Source organism: Bradyrhizobium sp. AZCC 1578 (assembly GCF_036924675.1).
Lineage (GTDB): Bacteria > Pseudomonadota > Alphaproteobacteria > Rhizobiales > Xanthobacteraceae > Bradyrhizobium.
On record NZ_JAZHRZ010000001.1, the window covers coordinates 2,429,176 to 2,452,025 of the forward strand.

The 22,850-nt window shown below is 62.2% G+C and carries 15 protein-coding genes; 10 read left to right on the top strand and 5 right to left on the bottom strand.

The window, feature by feature from the left end; all coding sequences use genetic code 11:
* Window positions 1-234 precede the first annotated feature (234 nt).
* The 3 genes from V1290_RS11865 to V1290_RS11875 are packed head-to-tail and all read left to right on the top strand — an operon-like array spanning window position 235 to window position 4,909.
* Complete coding sequence (locus V1290_RS11865) at window positions 235-2,037, top strand: FAD-dependent oxidoreductase (protein WP_334364565.1); 1,803 nt, start codon at window positions 235-237, stop codon at window positions 2,035-2,037.
* Window positions 2,007-3,857: a 2-oxoacid:acceptor oxidoreductase subunit alpha gene (locus tag V1290_RS11870; protein ID WP_334364566.1), complete on the top strand. Its 1,851-nt coding sequence runs from the start codon at window positions 2,007-2,009 to the stop codon at window positions 3,855-3,857. The genes V1290_RS11865 and V1290_RS11870 overlap by 31 nt, the downstream gene beginning before the upstream one ends.
* Window positions 3,854-4,909 (top strand): 2-oxoacid:ferredoxin oxidoreductase subunit beta, encoded by a 1,056-nt coding sequence (locus V1290_RS11875; protein WP_334364567.1) that lies wholly within the window; start codon window positions 3,854-3,856, stop codon window positions 4,907-4,909. The genes V1290_RS11870 and V1290_RS11875 overlap by 4 nt, the downstream gene beginning before the upstream one ends.
* Here V1290_RS11875 and V1290_RS11880 read toward each other — a convergent pair whose 3' ends face one another.
* From V1290_RS11880 to V1290_RS11890, 3 genes are read right to left on the bottom strand one after another with little or no spacing between them, the layout of a single operon-like run.
* On the bottom strand, window positions 4,910-6,454 hold the full coding sequence (locus tag V1290_RS11880) for a SpoVR family protein (protein ID WP_334364568.1): 1,545 nt from the start codon (window positions 6,452-6,454) through the stop codon (window positions 4,910-4,912).
* Window positions 6,451-7,722 carry a YeaH/YhbH family protein gene (locus tag V1290_RS11885; RefSeq protein ID WP_334369005.1) on the bottom strand — a complete coding sequence of 424 codons (1,272 nt, stop codon included), beginning with the start codon at window positions 7,720-7,722 and terminating at the stop codon, window positions 6,451-6,453. Before V1290_RS11885 ends, V1290_RS11880 begins: the two co-directional genes overlap by 4 nt.
* Before the next feature lie 19 nt (window positions 7,723-7,741).
* Complete coding sequence (locus V1290_RS11890; RefSeq protein ID WP_334364569.1) at window positions 7,742-9,685, bottom strand: PrkA family serine protein kinase; 1,944 nt, start codon at window positions 9,683-9,685, stop codon at window positions 7,742-7,744.
* A gap of 508 nt (window positions 9,686-10,193) precedes the next feature.
* On the opposite strand from V1290_RS11890, the gene V1290_RS11895 reads away from it, so the two are divergent.
* The 7 genes from V1290_RS11895 to V1290_RS11925 all read left to right on the top strand — a co-directional run bounded on the left by V1290_RS11895 (window position 10,194) and on the right by V1290_RS11925 (window position 18,644).
* The gene (locus V1290_RS11895; RefSeq protein WP_334364570.1) at window positions 10,194-10,793 is read left to right on the top strand and encodes a DsrE family protein; all 600 of its coding nucleotides are present in this window, start codon (window positions 10,194-10,196) and stop codon (window positions 10,791-10,793) included.
* Between the two features lie 408 nt (window positions 10,794-11,201).
* Window positions 11,202-14,048, top strand: coding sequence for a bifunctional transaldolase/phosoglucose isomerase (locus tag V1290_RS11900; protein WP_334364571.1), 2,847 nt, complete (start codon window positions 11,202-11,204; stop codon window positions 14,046-14,048).
* 12 nt (window positions 14,049-14,060) lie between these two features.
* Complete coding sequence (gene gnd, locus V1290_RS11905; RefSeq protein ID WP_334364572.1) at window positions 14,061-15,056, top strand: phosphogluconate dehydrogenase (NAD(+)-dependent, decarboxylating); 996 nt, start codon at window positions 14,061-14,063, stop codon at window positions 15,054-15,056.
* 6 nt (window positions 15,057-15,062) lie between these two features.
* Window positions 15,063-16,574 (top strand): glucose-6-phosphate dehydrogenase, encoded by a 1,512-nt coding sequence (gene zwf / locus V1290_RS11910; RefSeq protein ID WP_334364573.1) that lies wholly within the window; start codon window positions 15,063-15,065, stop codon window positions 16,572-16,574.
* Window positions 16,575-16,577: 3 nt separating this feature from the next.
* Window positions 16,578-17,333 carry a 6-phosphogluconolactonase gene (gene pgl / locus V1290_RS11915; RefSeq protein ID WP_334364574.1) on the top strand — a complete coding sequence of 252 codons (756 nt, stop codon included), beginning with the start codon at window positions 16,578-16,580 and terminating at the stop codon, window positions 17,331-17,333.
* The gene (locus V1290_RS11920; protein ID WP_442893669.1) at window positions 17,302-17,844 is read left to right on the top strand and encodes a gluconokinase; all 543 of its coding nucleotides are present in this window, start codon (window positions 17,302-17,304) and stop codon (window positions 17,842-17,844) included. Before pgl ends, V1290_RS11920 begins: the two co-directional genes overlap by 32 nt.
* Complete coding sequence (locus tag V1290_RS11925; protein ID WP_334364575.1) at window positions 17,841-18,644, top strand: Cof-type HAD-IIB family hydrolase; 804 nt, start codon at window positions 17,841-17,843, stop codon at window positions 18,642-18,644. The genes V1290_RS11920 and V1290_RS11925 overlap by 4 nt, the downstream gene beginning before the upstream one ends.
* A gap of 210 nt (window positions 18,645-18,854) precedes the next feature.
* Here the strand turns inward: V1290_RS11925 and V1290_RS11930 are convergent, their stop codons facing one another.
* Both V1290_RS11930 and malQ read right to left on the bottom strand, forming a co-directional pair.
* Window positions 18,855-20,660 carry a glycoside hydrolase family 15 protein gene (locus V1290_RS11930; protein WP_334364576.1) on the bottom strand — a complete coding sequence of 602 codons (1,806 nt, stop codon included), beginning with the start codon at window positions 20,658-20,660 and terminating at the stop codon, window positions 18,855-18,857.
* 72 nt (window positions 20,661-20,732) lie between these two features.
* Complete coding sequence (malQ, locus tag V1290_RS11935) at window positions 20,733-22,679, bottom strand: 4-alpha-glucanotransferase (protein WP_334364577.1); 1,947 nt, start codon at window positions 22,677-22,679, stop codon at window positions 20,733-20,735.
* Window positions 22,680-22,850: the final 171 nt, after the last annotated feature.

Here is a 22,850-nt window from a genome sequence, read left to right on the forward strand (position 1 = left end):
AAATCAAAGCTGCACTGCACATGCTGCAGTGCCACATCAGCGCTGCGACGCTAAATTCACGTCTCCGTACAATTGGAGGGCTGGAGATCGCACAGAATTGCCTTGTGCGCAGCGTCTGGAATGGCTCTAATAAGATAACCCTATGATCCAATTTAAAAACCACAAGAACGCTCGTTAAGCGTTCGCAGGCAAAAATAAGGCCGCGTTTCCTAAGCTTGCGCGGACAAGGTAGGAATGAAACCGACTGATATCTCGGCGCCAGACTACTTTCACAAAGTGGTTGATTGCCAATGGGCCTGCCCCGCACACACCCCGGTTCCCGAGTACATCCGTTTGATTGCCGAGGGGCGTTATAGCGACGCCTACATGATCAACTGGAAATCGAATGTGTTTCCCGGAATTCTGGGACGCACCTGCGATCGTCCATGCGAGCCCGCCTGCCGGCGCGGCCGCGTCGAGGAAAACCCGGTTGCGATCTGCCGCCTGAAGCGCGTTGCCGCCGACTTCAAGGACGACGTCAAGCACCGCATGCCGAAGCCATCATCGGCGAAGAACGGCAAGCGCATAGCGCTGGTCGGCGGCGGGCCTGCGTCGCTTGCGGTGGCGCGGGACCTCGCACCGCTCGGCTATCACTGCACCGTGTTCGATTCCGACCCCAAGGCGGGCGGCATGATGCGGAGCCAGATTCCAAAGTTCCGCCTGCCTGACACCGTCATCGACGAGGAAACGGGCTACATCCTCGACCTCGGCGTCGAGTTCAAGGGCGGCCACCGCGTCGACAGCCTGAAGAAGCTGCTCAACGAGAACTACGACGCGATCTTTATCGGCTCCGGCGCGCCGCGCGGCCGCGAGCTCGACATCCCCGGCCGCAAGGAAGCGGCTGGCAATATCCATATCGGAATCGAATGGCTGGCATCGGTCTCGTTCGGCCATGTCGAGAAGATCGGCCGCCGCGTGATCGTGCTCGGCGGCGGCAACACCGCGATGGATTGTTGCCGCACCGCGCGCCGGCTCGGCGGCGAGGACGTCAAAGTGATCGTGCGCTCCGGCTTCGAGGAGATGAAGGCAAGCCCCTGGGAGAAGGAAGATGCCCTTCACGAGGATATTCCGATCCTCAATTACATGGTGCCGGTGGAATTCAAGCATGTAAGCGGCAAGCTGATCGGCGTCACCTTCCAGAAGGTGAAGGCCGAATACGACGCCAAGGGCCGTCGTAACCTGGTGCCCACGGGCGAGCCTAACCAGACCATCCCTTGCGACGACGTGCTGGTCGCCGTCGGCCAGGAGAACGCGTTCCCCTGGATCGAGCGCGACTGCGGCATCGAATTCGACAAATGGAACATGCCGCAGGTCGATCCCATCACCTTCGTCTCGACCAATCCGAAAGTGTTCTTTGGCGGCGATGCCGCCTTCGGTCCGAAGAACATCATCTGGGCGGTGGCGCACGGCCACGACGCGGCGCTGTCGATCCACAAGATGCTCTCTGGCGAGGACATCAACGAGCGTCCGCTGCCCGAGGTAAACGTCTTCTCGCAGAAGATGGGCATCCACGAGTGGAGCTACGACAACGACATCTCCGGCGACAAGCGCTTCAAGGTGCCGCATCGCGACAAGGTGATCGCGCTAAAGGACATCAAGGCGGAGGTCGAGCTCGGCTATGACGTCAAGCTCGCGCTGGGCGAGGCGCAGCGCTGCCTGAACTGCGACGTGCAGACGATATTCTCGGCGCCCGCCTGCATCGAATGCGACGCCTGCGTCGACATCTGCCCGATGGATTGCATCACGTTCACAGAGAACGGCGAGGAGGACGACCTGCGGCAGCGGCTGAAAGCGCCGTCGCCGCATCACGACCAAGCGCTCTATGTCGCCGAAGGGCTCAAGACCGGCCGCGTCATGGTGAAGGATGAAGACGTCTGCCTGCATTGCGGGCTGTGCGCCGAGCGTTGTCCGACCGGTGCCTGGGACATGCAAAAGTACCTCATCGATATGACTCACGCGGGATCAACATGTCAGTCCAAAGCCCGATCAGCAGCGTAAACGACTTCGTCGTCCGTTTCGCCAACGTCAACGGTTCGGGTTCAGCCAGCGCCAACGAACTGTTCGCGCGCTCGATCCTGCGCCACGGCGTGCCGGTGTCACCGCGCAATATCTTCCCTTCCAACATCCAGGGACTTCCGACCTGGTACGAGGTGCGGGTGACGGAGGCCGGCCATCTCGGCGCCCGCGGCGGCGTCGATTTGATGGTGGCGATGAACCCGCAGACCTGGGACAAGGACGTCGCCTCGATCGAGCCCGGCGGCTATCTGTTCTACGATTCCACCAAGCCGATGCCGTCGTCGAAATTCCGCGCCGACATCACCGTGATCGGCGTGCCGCTGACTGCGATCACCAATTCGACCTATACCGATCCGCGCCAGCGCCAGCTCTTCAAGAACATCATCTATCTCGGCGCGCTCTGCGCCCTGCTCGATCTCGATCCCAAGCTGGTCGAGCAACTGATCGGCGAACAGTACAAGGGCAAGGAAAAACTCCTGTCGTCGAATGTCCACGCGCTGCATCTCGGCCGCGACTGGGCACTGCAGAACCTGAAGTGCCCGATCGGTTTGCAGGTGAAGAAGTCCGACAAGGTCGGCGACCGCATCTTCATGGAAGGCAACAGCGCGGCGGCGCTAGGGGCGGTCTATGGCGGCGCCACCGTCTGCGCCTGGTATCCGATCACGCCTTCGTCGTCGGTGGCGGAAGCCTTCACGAGTCACTGCAAGAAGCTGCGGCACGACCCTGAGACGGGCAAGGCGAAATACGCGATCGTGCAAGGCGAGGATGAGCTCGCATCCATCGGCATCGTGATCGGGGCCTCCTGGAACGGCGCGCGGGCCTTCACCGCAACCTCCGGCCCCGGCATTTCCTTGATGACCGAATTCATCGGCCTGTCCTACTTCGCGGAAATTCCGGCCGTGATCATGAACATCCAGCGCGCCGGCCCCTCGACGGGCATGCCGACGCGCACCCAGCAATGCGACATCATCGCCTGCGCCTATGCCTCGCACGGCGATACCAAGCACGTCCTGCTGTTCCCGGAAGATCCGGCCGAAGCGTTCGAGTTCGCCGCACAATCATTCGACCTCGCCGATCGGCTGCAAACCATGATCTTCCTGATGCTCGACCTCGACATCGGCATGAACCACCGCCTCTGCCGCCCGCTGAAGTGGGACGACGCCAGGCAGTATGACCGCGGCAAGGTGATGACTGCGGAAATGCTCAATGAACCGGGGCGCGATTTCGGCCGCTATCTCGACGTCGACGGCGACGGGATTCCCTACCGCACCTATCCCGGCACGCACCCGACCAAGGGTTCGTTCTTCACCCGCGGCACCTCGCGCGACCGCTACGCGCGCTATTCGGAAGAAGGCGCCATTTACGCCGACAACATGCAGCGGCTCGTGCGCAAATTCGAGACTGCGCAGGACATGGTGCCGCGGCCGTTGCAGGCCAACGCCGCCAGGCCGACCAAATACGGCGTGATCTATTTCGGCTCAACGTCGCCCGCGATGGACGAGGCGATCGGGATCTTGGAAGCGCGCGGGCATCAGCTCGACCGCATGCGCATCCGCGCCTTCCCGTTCCACTCCAGCGTCGCGAGCTTCATCGCCGACCATGATTTCGTTTATGTGGTCGAGCAGAACCGCGACGCCCAGTTGCGGCAGTTGATCGTCAACGAGAACGGCATCGATCCGGTGCGGCTGGTGCCGATCCTGCACTATGACGGCACGCCGATCACCGCACGCTTCATCGCCAATGCGATCGGCGACCACCAGGATCATCTGAAAGTGACCCCTCTCCGCAAGGCCGTGTCATGACCTACATTGCAAAACCGAAATTCCAGCATCCGGGCCTGCCGAAGAACGAACTCGGCTACACCCACCGGGATTACGAGGGGAAAGTTTCGACCCTGTGCGCCGGCTGCGGCCACGACTCGATCACCGCCTCGATCATCGAGGCCTGCTATGAACTCTCGATCGAGCCGCACCGGGTGGCGAAGATTTCCGGCATCGGCTGCTCGTCGAAGACGCCGGACTATTTCCTCGGCAATTCGCACGGCTTCAATTCGGTGCACGGCCGGATGCCGTCGGTCCTTACCGGCGCCAACCTCGCCAATCGCGACCTGATCTATCTCGGTGTCTCCGGCGACGGCGATAGCGCCTCGATCGGCTTCGGCCAGTTCGCGCATTCGATCCGGCGCGCCGTCAACATGACCTACATCGTCGAGAACAACGGCGTCTACGGCCTGACCAAGGGACAATTTTCGGCAACCGCCGATCGCGGCTCGAAGTCGAAAAAGGGTGTGATTAACACCGACAACGCCATCGACCTGGTGGCGATCGCGCTGCAATTGGGCGCGAGCTTCGTGGCGCGCAGCTTCTCCGGCGACAAGAGCCAGCTCGTGCCGCTGATCGCAGCGGCCATCCGGCACAAGGGCGCGGCGTTCATCGACGTCATCAGCCCCTGCATCGCCTTCAACAATCACGCCGGCTCGACCAAGAGCTTTGACTATGTCCGCGAGCATAATGATGCGGTCAACCGCCTCGACGTGCTCACCGGACGCGACCCGATCACCGTCGAATATGCGCCGGGCACGGTGCAGGTGGTCGAGCAGCATGACGGCACGCGACTGGCGCTGCGCAAGATCGACGCCGACTACGACGCCAACGACCGTCTGGCCGCCATGACCTTCCTGCAGAAGCACGCCGCCAAGGGCCAGGTCGTCACCGGACTGCTCTATGTCGATCCGGACGCGGAAGACCTCCACACCCATCTCGACACCGTCGAGACACCGCTCAATACGCTCGAAGCCAAGGACCTGTGCCCCGGCTCGGCGGCGCTGGAAAAGATCAACGCCAGCCTGCGGTAGCTATGCTACCGCGGCGATCTTCCGCGGATTTGCAACGTACTCCTTCAAGACCGTACCGGATGCATCGGCCTCGACGAGAGATACGTCGTAGGTCCAGAGATCGGCAAGGTGCTGCAGCACGCGCTTGGCGTCGGCCTCGATGAGCTGTGCACCCTTCACCACGGTGTGGCGCAACATCAGGCGACGATCGCCGGCAAGGTCGACATCGACGACTTCGATATTCGGGTCGATGAAACCGACATCGTACTGCCGCGCCAGTTCGCGGCGGAGCCGGCGATAGCCGCGCTCGTCGTGGATGGCATCGACCAGGATACCGGCCCGCTCTTCCGGATCGTCATGCAGATGGAACATGCGGAAGCGCCGCATCAGCCGCGGGCTCATGTACTGGCTGATGAAGCTTTCATCGCGATAATTGGCCCAGATGTCGCGCAACACGCCCATCGTGTCGCCGGTCCCGGCGATATCAGGGAACCAATCGCGGTCCTCGGCTTCCGGATTGGTGACGATGCGCTCGATGTCCTGCATCATCGCAAATCCCAGCGCATAGGGATTGAAGCCGGAATAGCGCGGATCGTCGAACTCGGGCTGGAACACGACGTTGGTGTGCGACTGCAGGAATTCGAGGAAATTGCCGTCCGTCAGCCGCCCCTGCTCGTGCAGCCGGCTTATGATGCGATAATGAACGTAGGTCGCCGTGCCCTCGTTCATCACCTTGGTCTGACTCTGTGGATAGAAATACTGCGCGATGTGCCGCACGATCCGCAATATTTCGCGCTGCCAAGGCTTCAGCCGAGGCGCCGTCTTCTCGAGAAAATACAGCAGGTTTTCCTGCGGCAGACCGAGCATCTGGCGACGGCGCTCCACATCCAGTACCGCGCCGCTCTTGGCCGGGCCGGTGGGAACGGTGCGCCACAGATCGTTGAACTCCCTCTCCTCGTGGGCACGGCGCCGGCCCGCCCGCTTTTCCTCCGCGCGTAGGTCGAGGCTCTTCTTGCCGGGATAGCGATCGATGCCGTGCGACATCAAGGCGTGCGCGGCGTCGAGCGTGTGCTCGACCGCCAGCCGGCCATGGCGCTCCTCGCAGTGCGCCACATAGCGCTTGGCGAATTCGAGATAGTCGAGAATGCCGTCGGCATCGGTCCATTGCTTGAACAGATAGTTGTTCTTGAAGAAGTGATTGTGGCCGAAGGCGGCATGCGCGATGACGAGCGTCTGCATCGTCGCGGTGTTTTCCTCCATGAGATAGGATATGCACGGCGAGGAGTTGATGACGATCTCGTAGGCCAGACCCATTAGCCCCTTGCGGTAGGATGCCTCCTGGAAGGCAAAGTGCTTGCCGAACGACCAATGCTTGTAGAACAGGGGCATGCCGACCGACGAATAGGCGTCCAGCATCTGCTCGGCGGTAATGACCTCGATCTGGTTGGGGTAGACGTCGAGCCCCAATTCGTCCCGCGCAATCTGCTCGCAGGCGTCGCAGATCCGCTGCAGCGTCCGAAAATCCCAGTCGGCCCCCTCAAACAGCAACTGGTCGGTCGCGGTCATGACCCGGTCCTTTCCTGCTGGCCACGGCGCTGGAAGAGATCGTGAAACACCGGGAATATCTCGCTGCGTTCGTTGACCTTGCGCATCGACAGCGGCGCACCATTCGCACGCAAGCCCTCGTAAAGGGTCCAGAGCGCCGAATTGGGCATTTCGTAGGACAGGCCGTTTTCCTGGCCGACTTCCAGGTAGGCAAAAAACTGGGTGACCGGCAGGATGTTATCGGTGAGGAGCCGGCTCGCGACTTCGCCGTCCGCGTAGGAATTGTCGCCGTCGGAAGCCTGTGCAGCGTAGATGTTCCAGTCCGCCGGCCGGAACCGCGACCGCACTATGTCATGCATCGCCTGCAACGCGCTTGACACCAGCGTGCCGCCGGAAGCCGGCCCGTAAAAGAACGTCTGCTCGTCGACCTCTTCGGCCCGGTCGGTATGCCGGATGAAAACGATCTCGACGTGGCGATAGCGCCGCTTCAGGAAGACGTAGAGCAGCATATAGAAGCGCTTGGCGAGATCCTTCATATGCTCGGTCATCGAACCGGAGACGTCCATCAGGCAGAACATCACGGCCTGCGCCACCGGCTTCGGTACCGTCTCGAAACGCCGGTACCGGATGTCGATCGGATCGATAAACGGGATGCGGCGCATCTTTGACTTCAGGGCCTCGATCTCGGCCATGAGCTCGGCGCGACGCTCCTCGCTGCAATCCAAAAGCTCCGCTTCGAGCGCCTCCAGCACCTCCCGCCTCGGTCGCCGTAGCGCAACGCGCCGCGCCAGAGCGCGACTTACCGTTCGGCTCACCGAGATGTTGGCGGGCGATCCGGATGTTGTGTAACCGGCCCGGCGAATGCCTTCGCTCTCCACCTCAGCCAGCTTTCGCTTGGCAAGATCAGGCAATTCCAGGTCGTCCAGGAACAGGTCGACAAACTCGTCGCGGCTGAGAACGAAGCGGAACGTATCTTCGCTGTCGCCCTCGCCCGCTCCTCTTCCCCTGCCGCCGCTCTGGTTTGGTCGCGGCAGGATATCGCCTTCGACGAACTTCTTGTTTCCAGGCAGCACCATGTCGCGCGTGCCGCCTTCGCGGCGAAAGCGCGGCTCGTCCATGCCGTCGATCGGGACGCTGACCTCGCCGCCTTCCAGGACATCCTTGATGTCCCGGCTCTGCGACGATTTCTTCACAGCTCCCTGGACCAGCGCCTTGGCCCTGCGCAGAAAGCGCTGGCGATTCTCGAGACTCTTGCTGCCTGGATTCAGGCGCCGGTCGACGATGTGAATAGCCACGTTTTCATCCGCCTCAGCCTGCTTGTTTTACGCGCATATACCACTCGACCAACCGGCGGACTTGCCGCTCGGTGTAGCCGCGCTCGACCATGCGCGCGACAAAGTCGTCATGCTTCTTTTCGGTATCGCCGTCCTTCTTCGAGCCGAAGGATATCACGGGCAGCAGATCCTCGACCTGGGAGAATATCCGCTTCTCTATCACTTCCCGGATCTTCTCGTAGCTGGTCCACGCCGGGTTCTTGCCGCTGTTCTGGGCGCGCGACCGCAGCGAGAACTTGACGACCTCGTTGCGGAAGTCCTTGGGATTGGCAATGCCGGCCGGCTTTTCGATCTTGGTCAGCTCCTGATTGAGCAGGTCGCGATCGAGCAGTTGTCCGGTGTCGGGATCCTTGAAGTCCTGATCCTCGATCCAGGCATCGGCATAATCGACATAGCGATCGAACAGGTTCTGGCCGTAATCCGCATAGGATTCGAGATAGGCCTTCTGGATCTCGTTCCCGATGAACTCGGCGTAGCGCGGCGCCAGTTCGGCCTTGATGAATTCGAGGTAACGCTTCTCGACTTCGTCGGGAAGCTGCTCGCGCCGGATCGCCTGCTCCAGCGTGTACATCAGGTGGACCGCGTCGGCACCGACCTCATTGGTGTCGTGGTTGAAGGTCGCGGCGAGAACCTTGAAGGCGAAGCGGGTCGAGACGCCGTCCATGCCTTCATCGACGCCGGCAGCATCCCTGTATTCCTGGACGCTGCGCGCCTTAGGATCCGACTCCTTGAGGCTTTCACCATCGTAGATCCGCATCTTGGCGAACACGGTCGAATTTTCGTGCTTGCGCAACCGCGACATCACCGAGAAGCGCGCCATGGTTTCCAGCGTGGCCGGAGCGCACGGTGCTGTGGCCAGTTCGGAGCTCTGGATCAGCTTCTCGTAGATCTTCTGTTCTTCGGTGACCCGCAGGACGTACGGCACCTTGATGACGCAGATGCGGTCGATGAACGCCTCATTGTTCTTGTTGGCTTTGAAGCTTGTCCATTCGGCCTCGTTGGAGTGGGCGAGAATGACGCCGCTGAAGGGGATCGCACCGATGTTCTCGGTCCCGATGTAGTTGCCCTCCTGCGTCGCCGTCAGCAGCGGATGCAGCATCTTGATCGGCGCCTTGAACATCTCGACGAATTCGAGAATGCCCTGGTTGGCGCGGTTGAGGCCGCCCGAATAGCTGTAGGCGTCGGGATCGTTCTGGGCGAAGGTCTCCAGCTTACGGATGTCGACCTTGCCGACCAGTGACGAGATATCCTGGTTGTTTTCGTCGCCAGGCTCGGTCTTTGCGATCGCGATCTGCCGCAGCCGCGACGGCTGGATCTTGGCGACGCGGAATTGTGAGATGTCTCCACCGAACGCTTCGAGACGCTTGTAGCACCACGGACTCATCAGTCCGTTGAGGCGACGGCGCGGAATGCCGTACTTCTCCTCGAGCATCGGCCCGAGCGAATCCGGATCGAACAGGCTGAGCGGGCTTTCGAACACGGGGCTGAGTTCGTCGCCGGCCTTCAACACGTAGATGGGGTGAACTTCCATCAACGATTTGAGGCGCTCGGCGAGCGACGACTTTCCGCCGCCGACGGGGCCCAGCAGATAGAGGATCTGCTTGCGCTCTTCGAGACCCTGCGCGGCGTGGCGGAAGAACCCGACGATGCGCTCGATCGTGTCTTCCATGCCGTAGAAGCCCGCGAACGCCGGATAGAGCCGCATCGTGCGATTCAAAAAGATACGGCCAAGGCGAGGGTCCTTGGCCGTGTCAATCATCTGGGGCTCGCCGATCGCAGCTAGTAGTCGTTCGGTCGCATTGGCATATCGCATCGGATCGTTTCGACACGACTCGAGATATTCCGCCATCGACATGTCGGCTTGACTTCGAGCTTCGAAGGACCGGGCGAAAGCATTGAACAGAGAATCGTTGTACATGATCCGTCTCTCCATGGTCACCTGTAAATGCCGGACGCACCACTAGGGTTCCCAGTATCGGAGCGTCACAGCTTCCGTTCGCGAATCACCGTCGTCACATATGACGATTGGACACGCGAGCGACTTCACAATGCAATGCAATACTCATGCTAAGGGCCTCTACCTCGTAAAGATACGGTGCCATTTCGCTCGCGTTGTAGCCGGGCAGCAACATTTTTCACCGGGGAAGTACTGAGCAATATGTAAGGGGTTTTTTAGGGATTGTGAGCAGGTGCGGGGCTCAAATCTGCACCGGGGCCCGGCAAGGCGAAGGCGGCAAACGCTGTAAGCCCCGGGCTCTGAACCGGGGATAAACGCCGTATTTATCACGCATTCAGGCCTTTGGGCGGGCCGCGCTGACGCAAAATGGCCAAATATCCCGTCAGGGCCAGTCGCGAACCTGCGTTTGAACGCACCCGGCGCCACCTGCAACTAAAGTAATATGCCGCGCGTTTAATCCGAGTCTGCCATGAAATATCTCTGGATCGTTGCCACCGTTGCCTCCCTCGTCGGAGCCAATGCCTGCCACGCCCAGGATGGCGTCGATAAAGCCAGGACCGCCGCATTCGACGGGCAAATGTTCGGCAGCCCGCTCAGCCAAAAGACGTATGCCTGCTTTGTGCGTCGTTATGACGCCAACCATCTGGCGCGGCATCCGAAGCAGAAGGTCAGCGCGATGAAGCTTTTGGTGACGGCCGAAGACGTGCCGGAAGACAAGACCGTCAATTATTCCTTCCGCCTCGGTTTCAAATATCGCCACCGCGCGGGCAATTTCGATTCCAGCGGCTATTGCAATCACATTGTCGCCGAAAACACCGGCGGCGAAATTCGTCTCGGCTGCAGCATCGATTGCGAAGGCGGCGGCATTGAAGTGGCGATGAAGGACGATAGACGGCGTGTCGGTCAATTCTCCAAAGCCGGAATCGAGCTCGCCGCCTGTGGCAACACCATGAAAGCCCAAAATGTCGCACTGGAAGATTTGCTGCCGGGCTTCATTGCCGCCGACCGCGGCGGCGTGGTGCGGATCGCCGAGTTGCAATCGCAGGGCTATCTTTACCTGAGGCCGTGAGGCGTTGCTGATTGACGTGAACAATTCACGTCGATCGCGCATTTAGACAATTTGGACGCCGCACTTTCGCCGCTCCATCGCGCTGAATACTTCTTGTGCTCTGATCCAGGCCGCACAAAATCGCGAGACAGCCCGGATGCGAGAAAACGGCGCCATGACGGGCTCCTTCACGACTTCGTGCAATGTGCCCGTCGGTGTCGCCATTCCGAACCCTGGTTCGACCAACCCGCCAGTCTCGCGGCGGGCAAGAACGGACTTTTCCGGGATCGAACCGGAGCCACTGGCGTTATCGTCCCGGACAGCTCCCATTCCATCCGGCTGTATGCCCAACCAAATATTGACTTTCCGGCCCTGCCCCCGAAAGCTGCCGGAAGCCCAAAAATCGACCGATCGAACAGAACAGGCACCATGAATCCCGTCAAAGCACTCGAAAACCATGGCCAGGCAGTCTGGCTGGACTTCCTCGCCCGCGGCTTCGTCGCCAAGGGCGACCTCAAGGCGCTGATCGATACCGACGGTGTCAAGGGCGTGACGTCGAATCCCTCGATCTTCGAAAAGGCGATCGGCAGCTCGGACGAATATGACGGTGCCATCAGCCGCGCTCTGAATGCGGGCGACCGCCCCGTCGCCGAACTGTTCGAGGCGCTCGCCGTTGAAGACATCCAGAACGCCGCCGACGTGCTGCGCCCGGTGTACGACCATTTGAACGGAAATGACGGCTTCGTCAGCCTCGAGGTCTCGCCCTATCTGGCAACGGATACCAAGGGGACCATTGCGGAAGCCCAACGGCTCTGGAAGGACGTCAAGCGTCAGAACTTGATGGTGAAGGTGCCGGCCACGCCGGAAGGCCTGCCCGCGATCGAACACCTGATCGGCGAAGGCGTCAGCATCAACATTACACTGCTGTTCTCGCAACACGTCTATCGCGACGTGGCGGAGGCGTACATCGCGGGCCTGGAAAAATACGTCGCTAACGGCGGCGATCCCTCTCACATCGCCAGCGTCGCATCTTTCTTCGTCAGTCGTATCGATACCGCGGTCGACAAGCAACTCGACGAGAAGATCGCGAGAGCCAATGACCCCGGTGAGAAGGAGCGGCTGAGCGCATTGAAGGGCAAGGTCGCCATCGCCAACGCCAAGCTCGCCTATCAGGACTACAAGCGGCTGTTCGCCGGCCCCCGGTGGGAGAAGCTTGCCGCCAGGGGCGCCAGGCCGCAGCGGCTGTTGTGGGCCTCCACCGGCACCAAGAACAAGGACTACAGCGACGTGCTGTATATCGAGGAGCTGATCGGTCCCAACACCGTCAACACCGTGCCGCCGGCAACGCTCGATGCATTCCGCGATCATGGCAGGCTGAGAGACAGTCTCGAGGAGAATATCGAGGACGCGCGCCACGTGCTCGAAGAGTTCGAAAAATCCGGCATCTCGCTCGACGCCATCACGGCCGAGCTGGTCAAGGACGGCGTCACGCTGTTCGCGGACTCTGCCGACAAGCTCTATGGCGCGGTCGCATACAAGCGTGCGACCTCGCTCGGCGGCGGCATCGACCGGCAGCAATTCGCGTTCGGCGATGGCATCGGCAAGGCCGTCGAGAAGAGCACCGAGGAGTGGCGCGCGTCTGCCAAAATCCGAAGGCTATGGCAAAAGGACAAGTCGGTCTGGACCGACGACGACGAGAACAAATGGCTGGGCTGGCTGAACAGCGCGGCCGCCGCCAACGTCGCCGACTACGAGGATTTTGCCCGCCGCGTGAAGGGGCAGAATTTCAGCGACGCGGTCGTGCTCGGCATGGGCGGATCGAGCCTCGGACCAGAGGTGCTGGCCGAGACGTTTGCCAAGAAATCCGGTTTCCCGAAGCTGCATGTGCTCGATTCCACCGATCCCGCGCAGGTGCAGGCGATGGAGGAGACCGTCGACCTCGCCCACACGCTGTTCATCGTCTCCAGCAAGTCCGGCGGCACCACCGAGCCGAACGTGATGAAGGATTACTTCTTCGATCGCGTCGCCAAGACTATCGGCAAGGACAAGGCCGGCCATCGCTTCATCGCGGTCACCGATCCCGGCTCGTCCCTGGAGAAGGTCGCGATCAGCCAAGGCTTTGCCCGCATCTTCCATGGCGATCCCACAATCGGCGGACGCTATTCCGTGCTGTCGCCGTTCGGACTGGTGCCGGCGGCTGCCGCCGGCATTGACGTCCGCAGCCTGATCACGCACGCGCTCGCGATGGTGCGTTCCTGCGGCGCCGACGTGCCGCCGCACGAAAATCCGGGCGTGCAACTCGGACTGGCGATGGGTCTTGCCGGCCTCGACGGCCGCGACAAGGTGACGATCACCTCGTCGGAGAAGGTCGCGGATTTCGGCGCCTGGGCCGAGCAACTGATCGCCGAATCCACCGGCAAGGAGGGCAAGGGCCTGATCCCGATCGATGGCGAGCCGCTCGGCGACCCCTCGCTTTACGGCGACGACCGCTTCTTCATCGATATCCGGACCGAGGGCGAGGACGACGCCTCGCATGATGATCGGCTCAAGGCGCTCGAGGCGGCCGGACATCCCGTGGTTCGCATCGTCATGAAGTCGATCGACCATATCGGTCAGGAGTTTTTCCGGTTTGAGATGGCGACCGCCGTCGCAGGCGCGATCCTAGGCATCAATCCGTTCAATCAGCCCGACGTAGAAGCGGCCAAGATCAAGACGCGCGAGTTGACGAGTGCGTTCGAGAAGACCGGATCGCTGCCGGCGGAGGAGCCGGTAATTTCAACCGACGAGGCTGATCTTTACACCGACGAGCACAATGCGGCCGAGCTGCGAAAGGCCGGCGCCGACGGCACGCTCGGCTCCTGGGTCAAAGCGCATCTTTCGCGCTCCGACAGCGGCGACTATGTCGCCCTGCTCGCTTATATCGCGCGCAATCCCGGCACGATCGGCTCGCTGCAAAAGATGCGGCTTGCGGTGCGCGACAAGCATCATCTGGCGACCTGTGCCGAATTTGGCCCGCGCTTCCTGCACTCGACCGGCCAAGCCTATAAGGGCGGTCCCGACAGTGGCGTGTTCCTGCAGATCACGGCCGACGATGCCGAGGATTTGCCGGTGCCCGGACAGAAGGCCAGTTTCGGCATCATCAAGGCGGCGCAGGCGCGCGGCGATTTCGACGTGCTCACCGAACGCGGCAGGCGTGCGCTGCGCGTCCATCTCAAGGGCGATCTCGGATCGGGGCTGTCTGCGCTCGATGCCGCGATCGCAGAGGCGCTCAGTTAGGGAAGTCAGGATATGCAACTCGGCATGATCGGCCTCGGCCGGATGGGCGGCAACATCGTCCGCCGGCTGATGAAGAATGGCCACACCGCCGTGGTCTACGACAAGGACGCCAAGGCGGTCGCCGCACTCGCGGCGGAAGGCGCAACCGGCGCTGACACGCTGGAAGATTTCGTGGCGAGACTGGAGAAGCCGCGCACCGCCTGGGTAATGCTCCCGGCAGGCAAGATCACCGAGACGACCATCGAGGCATTGGCAAAGCTGATGCAGCCCGGCGACGTTATCATCGATGGCGGGAATACGTTCTGGCAGGACGACGTCCGCCGCGGCGCGGCGCTGAAGGCAAAAGGCTTGCACTACCTCGACGTCGGCACCAGCGGCGGCGTCTGGGGCATCGAGCGCGGCTATTGCATGATGATCGGCGGCGACAAGATGGTGGTCGACCGGCTTGATCCAATCTTCAAGACGCTGGCGCCGGGCGCGGGCGACATTCCGCGCACACCGGGACGCGAGGGCCGCGACCCGCGCGTCGAGCAAGGCTATATCCATGCCGGGCCGTCCGGCGCCGGACACTTCGTCAAGATGATCCATAACGGCATCGAATACGGCCTGATGCAGGCCTATGCCGAAGGGTTTGATATCCTGAAGAACGCCAACATCGACGCGCTGCCGCCAGAGCATCGTTTCGAGTTCGACGTGGCCGACATTGCCGAGGTGTGGCGGCGCGGCAGCGTGATCCCCTCCTGGCTGCTCGATCTCACCGCTTCCGCGCTTGCGGAAAACCAGACGCTCGACACCTACTCCGGCTTTGTCGAAGATTCCGGCGAAGGCCGCTGGACCGTCAACGCGGCGATCGACGAAGCTGTGCCGGCGGAAGTGCTGACGGCGGCACTCTATGCGCGCTTCCGTTCGCGCAAGGATCACACCTTTGCGGAAAAGATTCTTTCCGCGATGCGGGCCGGTTTCGGCGGCCACAAGGAGCCGCCGAAGAAACCCACTTCGAAGGCGTGAGCGGTCATGGCGGTCGGTCAAACAACACAGAAGAAGCCCGATCCCTGCTCCTTCGTCATTTTCGGCGTCACCGGCGACCTTACGCACCGGCTGGTCGTCCCTGCCCTGTATAATCTCGCCGCCAGCGATCTCCTGCCGGATAGGTTCTGCCTGGTCGGCGTCGCTCGCAAGGGCATGACGAGCGACAGGCTGCGCGAGAGCCTGATGAAGGGCCTGCGCCAGTTCGCGACGCAACCAGTGGAGGATGCGATTTCGCGTCGTCTTTTGGACTGCCTGACCTGCATCGAAGCCGATCCGAAGGATCCGGCTTCATTCGACGCGATGAGCAAGCAGCTCGGCGACCTGGAAGTCGCGCGAAACACTGGCGGCAACCGCCTGTTCTACCTGGCAACGCCGCCGAACGCCTTCCTGCCGATCAGCCGCGAGCTAGGCCGCACCGGCATGCTGGCCGAGAACAGCGCGTGGCGGCGGCTGGTGGTGGAAAAGCCGTTCGGCACCGACCTCGCTTCCGCCAAGGCGCTGAACAGCGAATTGCTAAAGCTCGTCGATGAGCACGAGATCTACCGGATCGATCACTATCTCGGTAAAGAAACGGTGCAGAACATCCTGGTGCTGCGCTTTGCCAACGGCATGTTCGAACCGATCTGGAATCGCAACCATATCGACCATGTCCAGATCACGGTCAACGAACAGCTCGGCGTCGGCCACCGCGGCAGTTTTTACGACCAGACCGGCGCGCTGCGCGACATGGTGCCGAACCATCTGTTTCAACTGCTGTCACTGGTCGCAATGGAGCCGCCGATCCGGTTCGACGCGCATTCGGTCCGCACCGAAAAGGCGGACGTGCTGGCCGCGATCCAGCTCCAGAGCGAGGCCGAGGCGCTGCGGAATTCCGTGCGCGGCCAGTATCTGGCCGGCCGGATCGGAGACAGCGAGATTGCGGACTATCGCAAAATCGAAGACGTCGCGGCCGGCAGTACGACCGAAACATATGTGGCGCTGAAGCTAATCATCGACAATTGGCGCTGGGCGGGTGTTCCCTTCTATCTGCGCACCGGCAAGGCGCTCGGCGTCAAGCGCACCGAAGTCGCCATCAAGTTCAAGCAGGCGCCGTTCGCGATGTTCAACTGCACGCCGGTGGAACGGCTGGCGCAGAATTACCTCGTGATCGGGGTCGCGCCGAACGAAGGCATCGCGCTGCAGTTCAATACCAAGGTGCCCGGCCCCTCGATCCTTATCGACGGCGTCGAGATGAAGTTTCGCTACAAGGACTATTTCAAGGCTGAGCCTTCGACCGGCTACGAGACGCTGATCTATGACTGCATGACCGGCGACAACATCCTGTTCCAGCGCGCCGACAGCGTCGAGGCCGGCTGGAAGGCGGTGCAACCATTCCTCGACGCCTGGAAGAAGGTAGGGGCCGAGGGCTTGCAGACCTACAAGGCCGGCAGCGAAGGTCCGCAGGAAGCGAACGAATTGTTGACCCGCGAAGGCCGAAGCTGGCGAAAGCTCGGGTGAGCGATGACAGCGAACGACAATCGCCGCGTGATCGCGGTCGCCGATCCGGCCGCACTGGCCGAGGCCGCGGCCGATCGCGTGCTCGCCAGGATCGAGGCCAATATTGGCCGCGTGGCGATTTGCCTGACCGGCGGATCGAGCCCCAGACAGCTTTATCAATTGCTCGCAACCGATGCCTATCGCAGCCGGATTCCGTGGCAGCGCGTGCACTGGTTCATTGGCGACGAGCGCTTCGTGCCGGCAGACGATCCGCTCAACAACATGGGCATGGCGCGAGAACTTTTTCTGGATAGCTGCGCGCCGGCGGCAAACATTCATCCGATTCCAACTGCGACCGCCGACCCGACCGATCCGGACCGCTGCGCCGCACTTTACGAACGGGAACTGCAATCGTTCTATGGGGCGGACACGCTCGATCAAGCCAACCCCTTGTTCGATCTCGTGTTGATGGGTGTAGGTCCCGATGGCCACACCGCATCGCTGTTTCCCGGCGATCCCGCGCTCGATGAGACCGCGCGCTGGGTGGTCGGCGTGCCACGCGCGAATGTCGAGCCATTCGTCCCGCGGGTCACCCTCACGCTGCCCACCCTTGCCTCCTGCCGCGAAATGCTGTTCGAGATTGCCGGCACCGAGAAGCATGCGATCTTGACGCGCCTCTTTGCACGCGAGAACCTGCCTGCCAACCGTGCGCGATCCACCGGCGAGACGGTCTGGCTGGTGGACCGGGATGCGTTTCCGGAGGATTTTGGTGGGCGATAGGACTCCCAGCGCGCTGGTGGTGATGGGCGTTTCCGGTTCGGGCAAGAGCACCATCGCCGATCGTCTCGCAAGACGCCTCGGCTGGCGCTACGAGGACGGCGACCGGTTTCACCCGCCAGCCAATGTTGTGAAGATGAGCGCCGGCCACCCGCTGACCGACGAGGACCGCTGGCCGTGGCTGCGGGCAATCGCCGATGAGATCGACCGCCTCTCAGGGTCCGGCGAGCACGCCGTGATCGCCTGCTCGGCATTGAAGCGCGCCTATCGCGACATTCTCGTGCACGGTCGCGACGATGTCCGCATCGTTTTTCTCGACGGAACGCAGGACTTGATCGCGGCCCGGCTTGCCGCCCGCAAGGGACATTTCATGCCGCCGGGCCTGCTCGCCAGCCAATTCAGGACGCTGGAGCCGCCGGGCGCGGGCGAGCGGCCGATCACTGTATCGATCGATGCCCCGGTCGAGAACATCGTGGATGACATCGTCCGTCAATTGAACCTGGTCCCCCAATGACACGTATCGCGCTCGTTGTTTCCGACGTCGACGGCACTCTGTTGACGCACGACAAGATCCTGACCGATGGCGCCAAGGCGGCCGTTCGCAAGCTGCATGCGGCCGGCATCGGTTTCACCATCGTCTCCAGCCGGCCGACCATCGGCATGGGTTTTCTGATCGAGCCGCTTTCGATCGCGCTTCCCGTCGGCACCTTCAACGGCAGCTCGATCGTCGATGCCGGGCTCAAACCGATCGAGCAGCATTTGATCGGGGCAACCGTGGCCCAGCGCAGCCTCGACGTGCTCAATGCTTTCGGCGTGGATATCTGGCTGTTCACCAATCAGCGCTGGTACACGCGCAATCCCGACGGCGAGTACGTCCCGCACGAGAAGCTGGCCATCAAGGCTAATCCTACCATCGTCACCGACTTCACGCCGCATCTCGCGGAGACCTGCAAGATCGTCGGCGCCAGTTCGGATGCTGAGCTGTTGCAGCGTTGCGAGGTGGCAATGCAGCAGGCGCTCGGCCGGGAGGTCGTCGCGGTCCGCTCACAGACCTATTATCTCGATGTCACGCCGCCCGGTCACAACAAGGGCACCTTCGTGGACGCCATGATCAGCCGACTCGGCATTTCGGCGGCAGCGGTCGCGACCATCGGCGACATGGAGAACGATCTTCCGATGTTTGCCCGAAGCGGCGTTTCGTTTGCGATGGGCAATGCGGCCGAAGACGTCAAAAAGCACGCGACGCACGTCACAGACAGCAACGAGCGCGACGGATTTGCGGCGGCGATCGAGACGGTGCTGCGGCTCGGATAGGCAAGAGCCGGCGTATCAAGCCCGCCTGAAGGATAAATCGAGGAACTCTCAAAGTCTTCGCGCGGCGAATCCGTTTCTGTCGGCCGGCACGATCGGCAAGCGCGAGCCGGTGCCCGACCGCCGTCTCCTCCATGAAGGCAGGCTCACCAGCCCTAGCCTGCCGCGGCGAAGATGGGTACCGGCTCGCGCGACCGGCTGGGACCTCGCCCGCTATTTCGAGCGCTGCATCGCCGGCTTCTCCGTCGACTTCTTCGCCACGCTGAGGTTCTGCGCGGTGTTGATCAGCGCGATATGCGTGAGCGCCTGCGGGAAATTTCCGGTCTGGCGACCGGCCACCGTATCGTACTCCTCGGCCAACAGGCCGAGGTCGTTGGCGACTGCGACGACGCGGGCGAACAACTCCTGCGCCGTGCCGAATTCGCCCGCCAGCACATACGCGTCCGCAAGCCAGAGCGTGCAGGCGAGGAACGCGCCTTCGGCCGGTTGTTTCTCCGCCGGGGTTTCCCGCGGGTCGTGCCGCAGCACAAAACCGTCCCGCATCAGATGCCGTTCGACCGCGACAAGCGTACCGCGCACACGGGGATCCTCCGGCGGCAGAAATCCCACTGACGGCAGCAACAGGATGCTCGCGTCGAGCATTTTTGAGCCGTATGACTCGACGAACGCGTTCAACTCGGCGTCAAAGCCCTTCGCGCAGACGTCGGCGTGAATGGCGTCGCGCAGCGCGCGCCATTTCTCGAGCGGCGCCTTGAAGCCAAATGTTTCCGCGCTCTTGATGCCGCGGTCGAACGCGACCCAGGTCATTACTTTCGACGAGACATAATGCCTGCCCGCGCCCCGGCGCTCCCAGATGCCATGATCCGGTTGGTCCCACTGCTCGGCAAGGTGCTGCAGCACGGCGCATTCCAGCGCCCAGCTCGTTTCATCCATTTCGAGCTTGGCCACGCGCCACTGGTGAAAGGCGTCGATCAATTCGCCGTAAACGTCGAGCTGCAGTTGCGCATGCGCGGCGTTGCCGATCCGCACGGGACGTGCGCCTTCATAGCCGGGCAGCCACGTGGCCTCCCATTCCAGGAGACGCCGCTGGCCCATGATGCCGTACATGATCTGCATATTGGCGGGAGAACCCGCCGCTGCCCGCAACAGCCAATGGTGCCAGGCGGAAGCTTCCTCGGTATAGCCCGAGTTCATCAGCGCCAGCAGCGTGAAGGTGGCGTCGCGCAGCCAACAGAAGCGATAATCCCAATTCCTGGCGCCGCCGAGCTTTTCCGGCAGCGAGGTCGTCGGCGCAGCGACGATGCCGCCGGTCGGCGCATAGGTCTGCGCCTTCAGCGTGATCAGCGAGCGCATCACGAGAGCGCGGTATTCGCCCTCATAGGTGCAACGGTTGCTCCACTCGGTCCAGAACGCTTCGGTATCCTGCAATGCATAGGCAGGATCGATCGGCTTGGGCACCGGCAGATGCGAAGGGCCGTAGGTGAGCACGAAGGGGACGGTATCGCCCTCGCCGACCTCGAAATCGGCGACCGTCGTCAGGTCCTCCCCGCGCGTTTCCACCGGGGTGCGCAACACCGTCATGTCCTGCCCGCAAATAGCGAGCAGGGCGGAGCCGTCCTCGGTCTTCTTGACCCAGGGAATATCGGTGCCGAAGCCGAAGCGGATGACAAGCTGCATGTGCATCCTGACCCGGCCGCGAAGGCCGCGTACCAACCGCACCACATCGGAGGCGTTGCCGCGCGGCGGCATGAAGTCGATCAGCTCGACCGCGCCGCCAGCGGTCTCGAACCTCGTCTGCAGGATCAGGGTGTCGCCCCAATAGTTGCGCGAGGTGCCGGTGACTTCCTCCACCGGTGCGATCAGCCAGCGGCCGTGCTTGTGGGTACCTAGAAGGGCTGCAAAGCAGGCGTCGGAATCGAAGGCCGGCCAGCATAGCCAGTCGATCGATCCGTCGCGGCCGACCAGTGCCGCGGTCTCGCAATCGCCGATCAACCCGTAGTCTTCGATCCGGCACGACAAGGTGATTCACCGCCAGAACGGAATGGCATTTCTTCCAACTGTCATCCCGCTCTGCCTTCCTTCTCGAACTCGTCAGATCGCGGCGCGCGACCGCTCATGGGTTGCCGCCTTGAGTGCGGCGATGTCGACCGTGGACGTCATCTCCTCGATCGACACCGGAAGCCGCCGCCGCCAGTTCGGATGCTCGTTGACGGTGCCGGGGATATTAGGCTGGTCGACCAACCCAAGCAGATCCTCCAGCGAGACCGCGAGCAGCCGCGATTTGGTCCGCGCCAGGAAATTCGCGACCGAATAGAGATCGTTGCGGTAGATGGCGTGATGCCGCAGCACGTCATCCAGCATGGCAAGCGCGTGCCAGCGCGCATCGTCGCTCTCGCCCGGATCGATCCCGAGCGAACGCTTCAGCTTGAGATCGCCGAACGAGCGCCAGCCGGCATAGGTCGAGAGATCATGGGTGTTGAAGGTGACGAGCGCGTTGGTCAGGTAATGATCGATGCTGCGGAACGATCCGTGGTCGTCGCGCTCGAACATCATCACGAGATACGACCAGATGCCCCAATCGGCGATCTGGTCGCGAAACCCTTCCGGCACGGTGCCGAGGTCTTCGCCGATCACGACGCAGCGATGCGCGAGGCTTTCCAGCGCGGTTACCGCGAGCAGCGCCTCGAATGGCATCTGTACATAGACGCCGTCGCGTGCGGTGAAGCCCTGCGGCACCAGATAGAGCCGCTTCAGCCCGAGCACATGATCCAGCCGGATCGCGCCGGCGTGCCGCATCGAGGCGCGCAGCATGTCGCGATACGGCGCAAAGGACTGCCGCTCGAGCCCTGCCGCATTGAAGCCGGCAAGACCCCAGGTCTGGCCGGCGGTGTTGAGCGGATCGGGTGGCGCGCCGACGCCGAGATGGCGAGAGATCGCGACCTGTTCGTTCCAGGCATCGAACCCGTCGGCCTGCACGCCGACCGCGACGTCGAGATAGAGCCCGACCTTCATGCCGAGCTTCTTCGCCAGATCGCTGGCCGCGCCGAGCTGCCGGTCCGCGGTCCATTGCACGAATTCGACGAATTCGATTTCACTGGCGTCCGCGCCCTCGCGCAATGCGGCGCATCTGGCGTCGTCCGGCTGCCGCCACTCTTCCGGCCATTCCCACCACGGCTTGCCGAATTTGTGCCGGAGTACCTCGAAGCAAGCAAAATGCGACAGCAAGGTACCGCACTCGGAGCGGAATTTGTCGAAATCCTGTTGGCGGGCCGATTTGGCGCCGGCCTTGAAGGCAGCAAAGGCGGAGCGAAGCGCGCGCCACTTCAAACCGGCGACGCCGACATAATCGACGACGGCGCGTGCCCGCAACGGCGCCAGCGCCTCGCTCGTTTCGGAATCGAGTTGAAATTCGGGAATCTTTTCAACGTCGATATAGAGCGCGTTGAGAAACAACCGGCTGTTTGGCGAATACGGGCTGCAATCGCCCGGGCGATCGTCGAACAGGGCGTGCAAGGGATTGAGGCCGACGCCGTCGGCCCCGAGATGGTCGGCGAGTTCGATCAGGCTTGCGAGGTCGGTGAAGTCGCCCATGCCCCAATTGCGCGCCGAGCGGACGCCGTAAAGCTGGGCCGCGAGCAACCAGCAGCGGTCGAACTCGCCGCCAAACGCCCGTTCCGGCGCCGAAATCAGCGGCACATCCTCGACTCTCGCGGCATCGCTCAACTGCAGCCGGTAGATGCCGAGCGGCAGGTCCCTAGGCCAGTCGATGGCATGATCCGAGCTCTCGCCCTTGGCGATAACTCCTGAATCCGCAACGATTTTCCACTCCGCCGGGAGCGTGGCTGTGGGGATTTCGGTTCGCGACGGCCGTCCGGACCGGACCACGACCGGGTGGCCGACCAGCGGCCCCGGCGCCTGCGGCGGCAGGGCATCCAGGATAATTTTCAGGGCGGCCGCGTCTGTCACACGGCGATTACCCTGACCATCCAGGAATTCGGTTTGAATTCCCAGGGCTTTAGCTTGGGCGAAAAGATCCATTCGGCACGTACTTTGCACGCAAACATCAAACCGATGTCGCGAAATTGTCCAATTACGGGAAGGAGATAGACGGTGTCTAACGTTCGGGCCCGCCAACGGTTCCGCTGGAACCAAAGCAAGCCGAGCGGCTTTCTATCTCTATGTCCGGAACGTCTCCCTTTCTGCAAACGA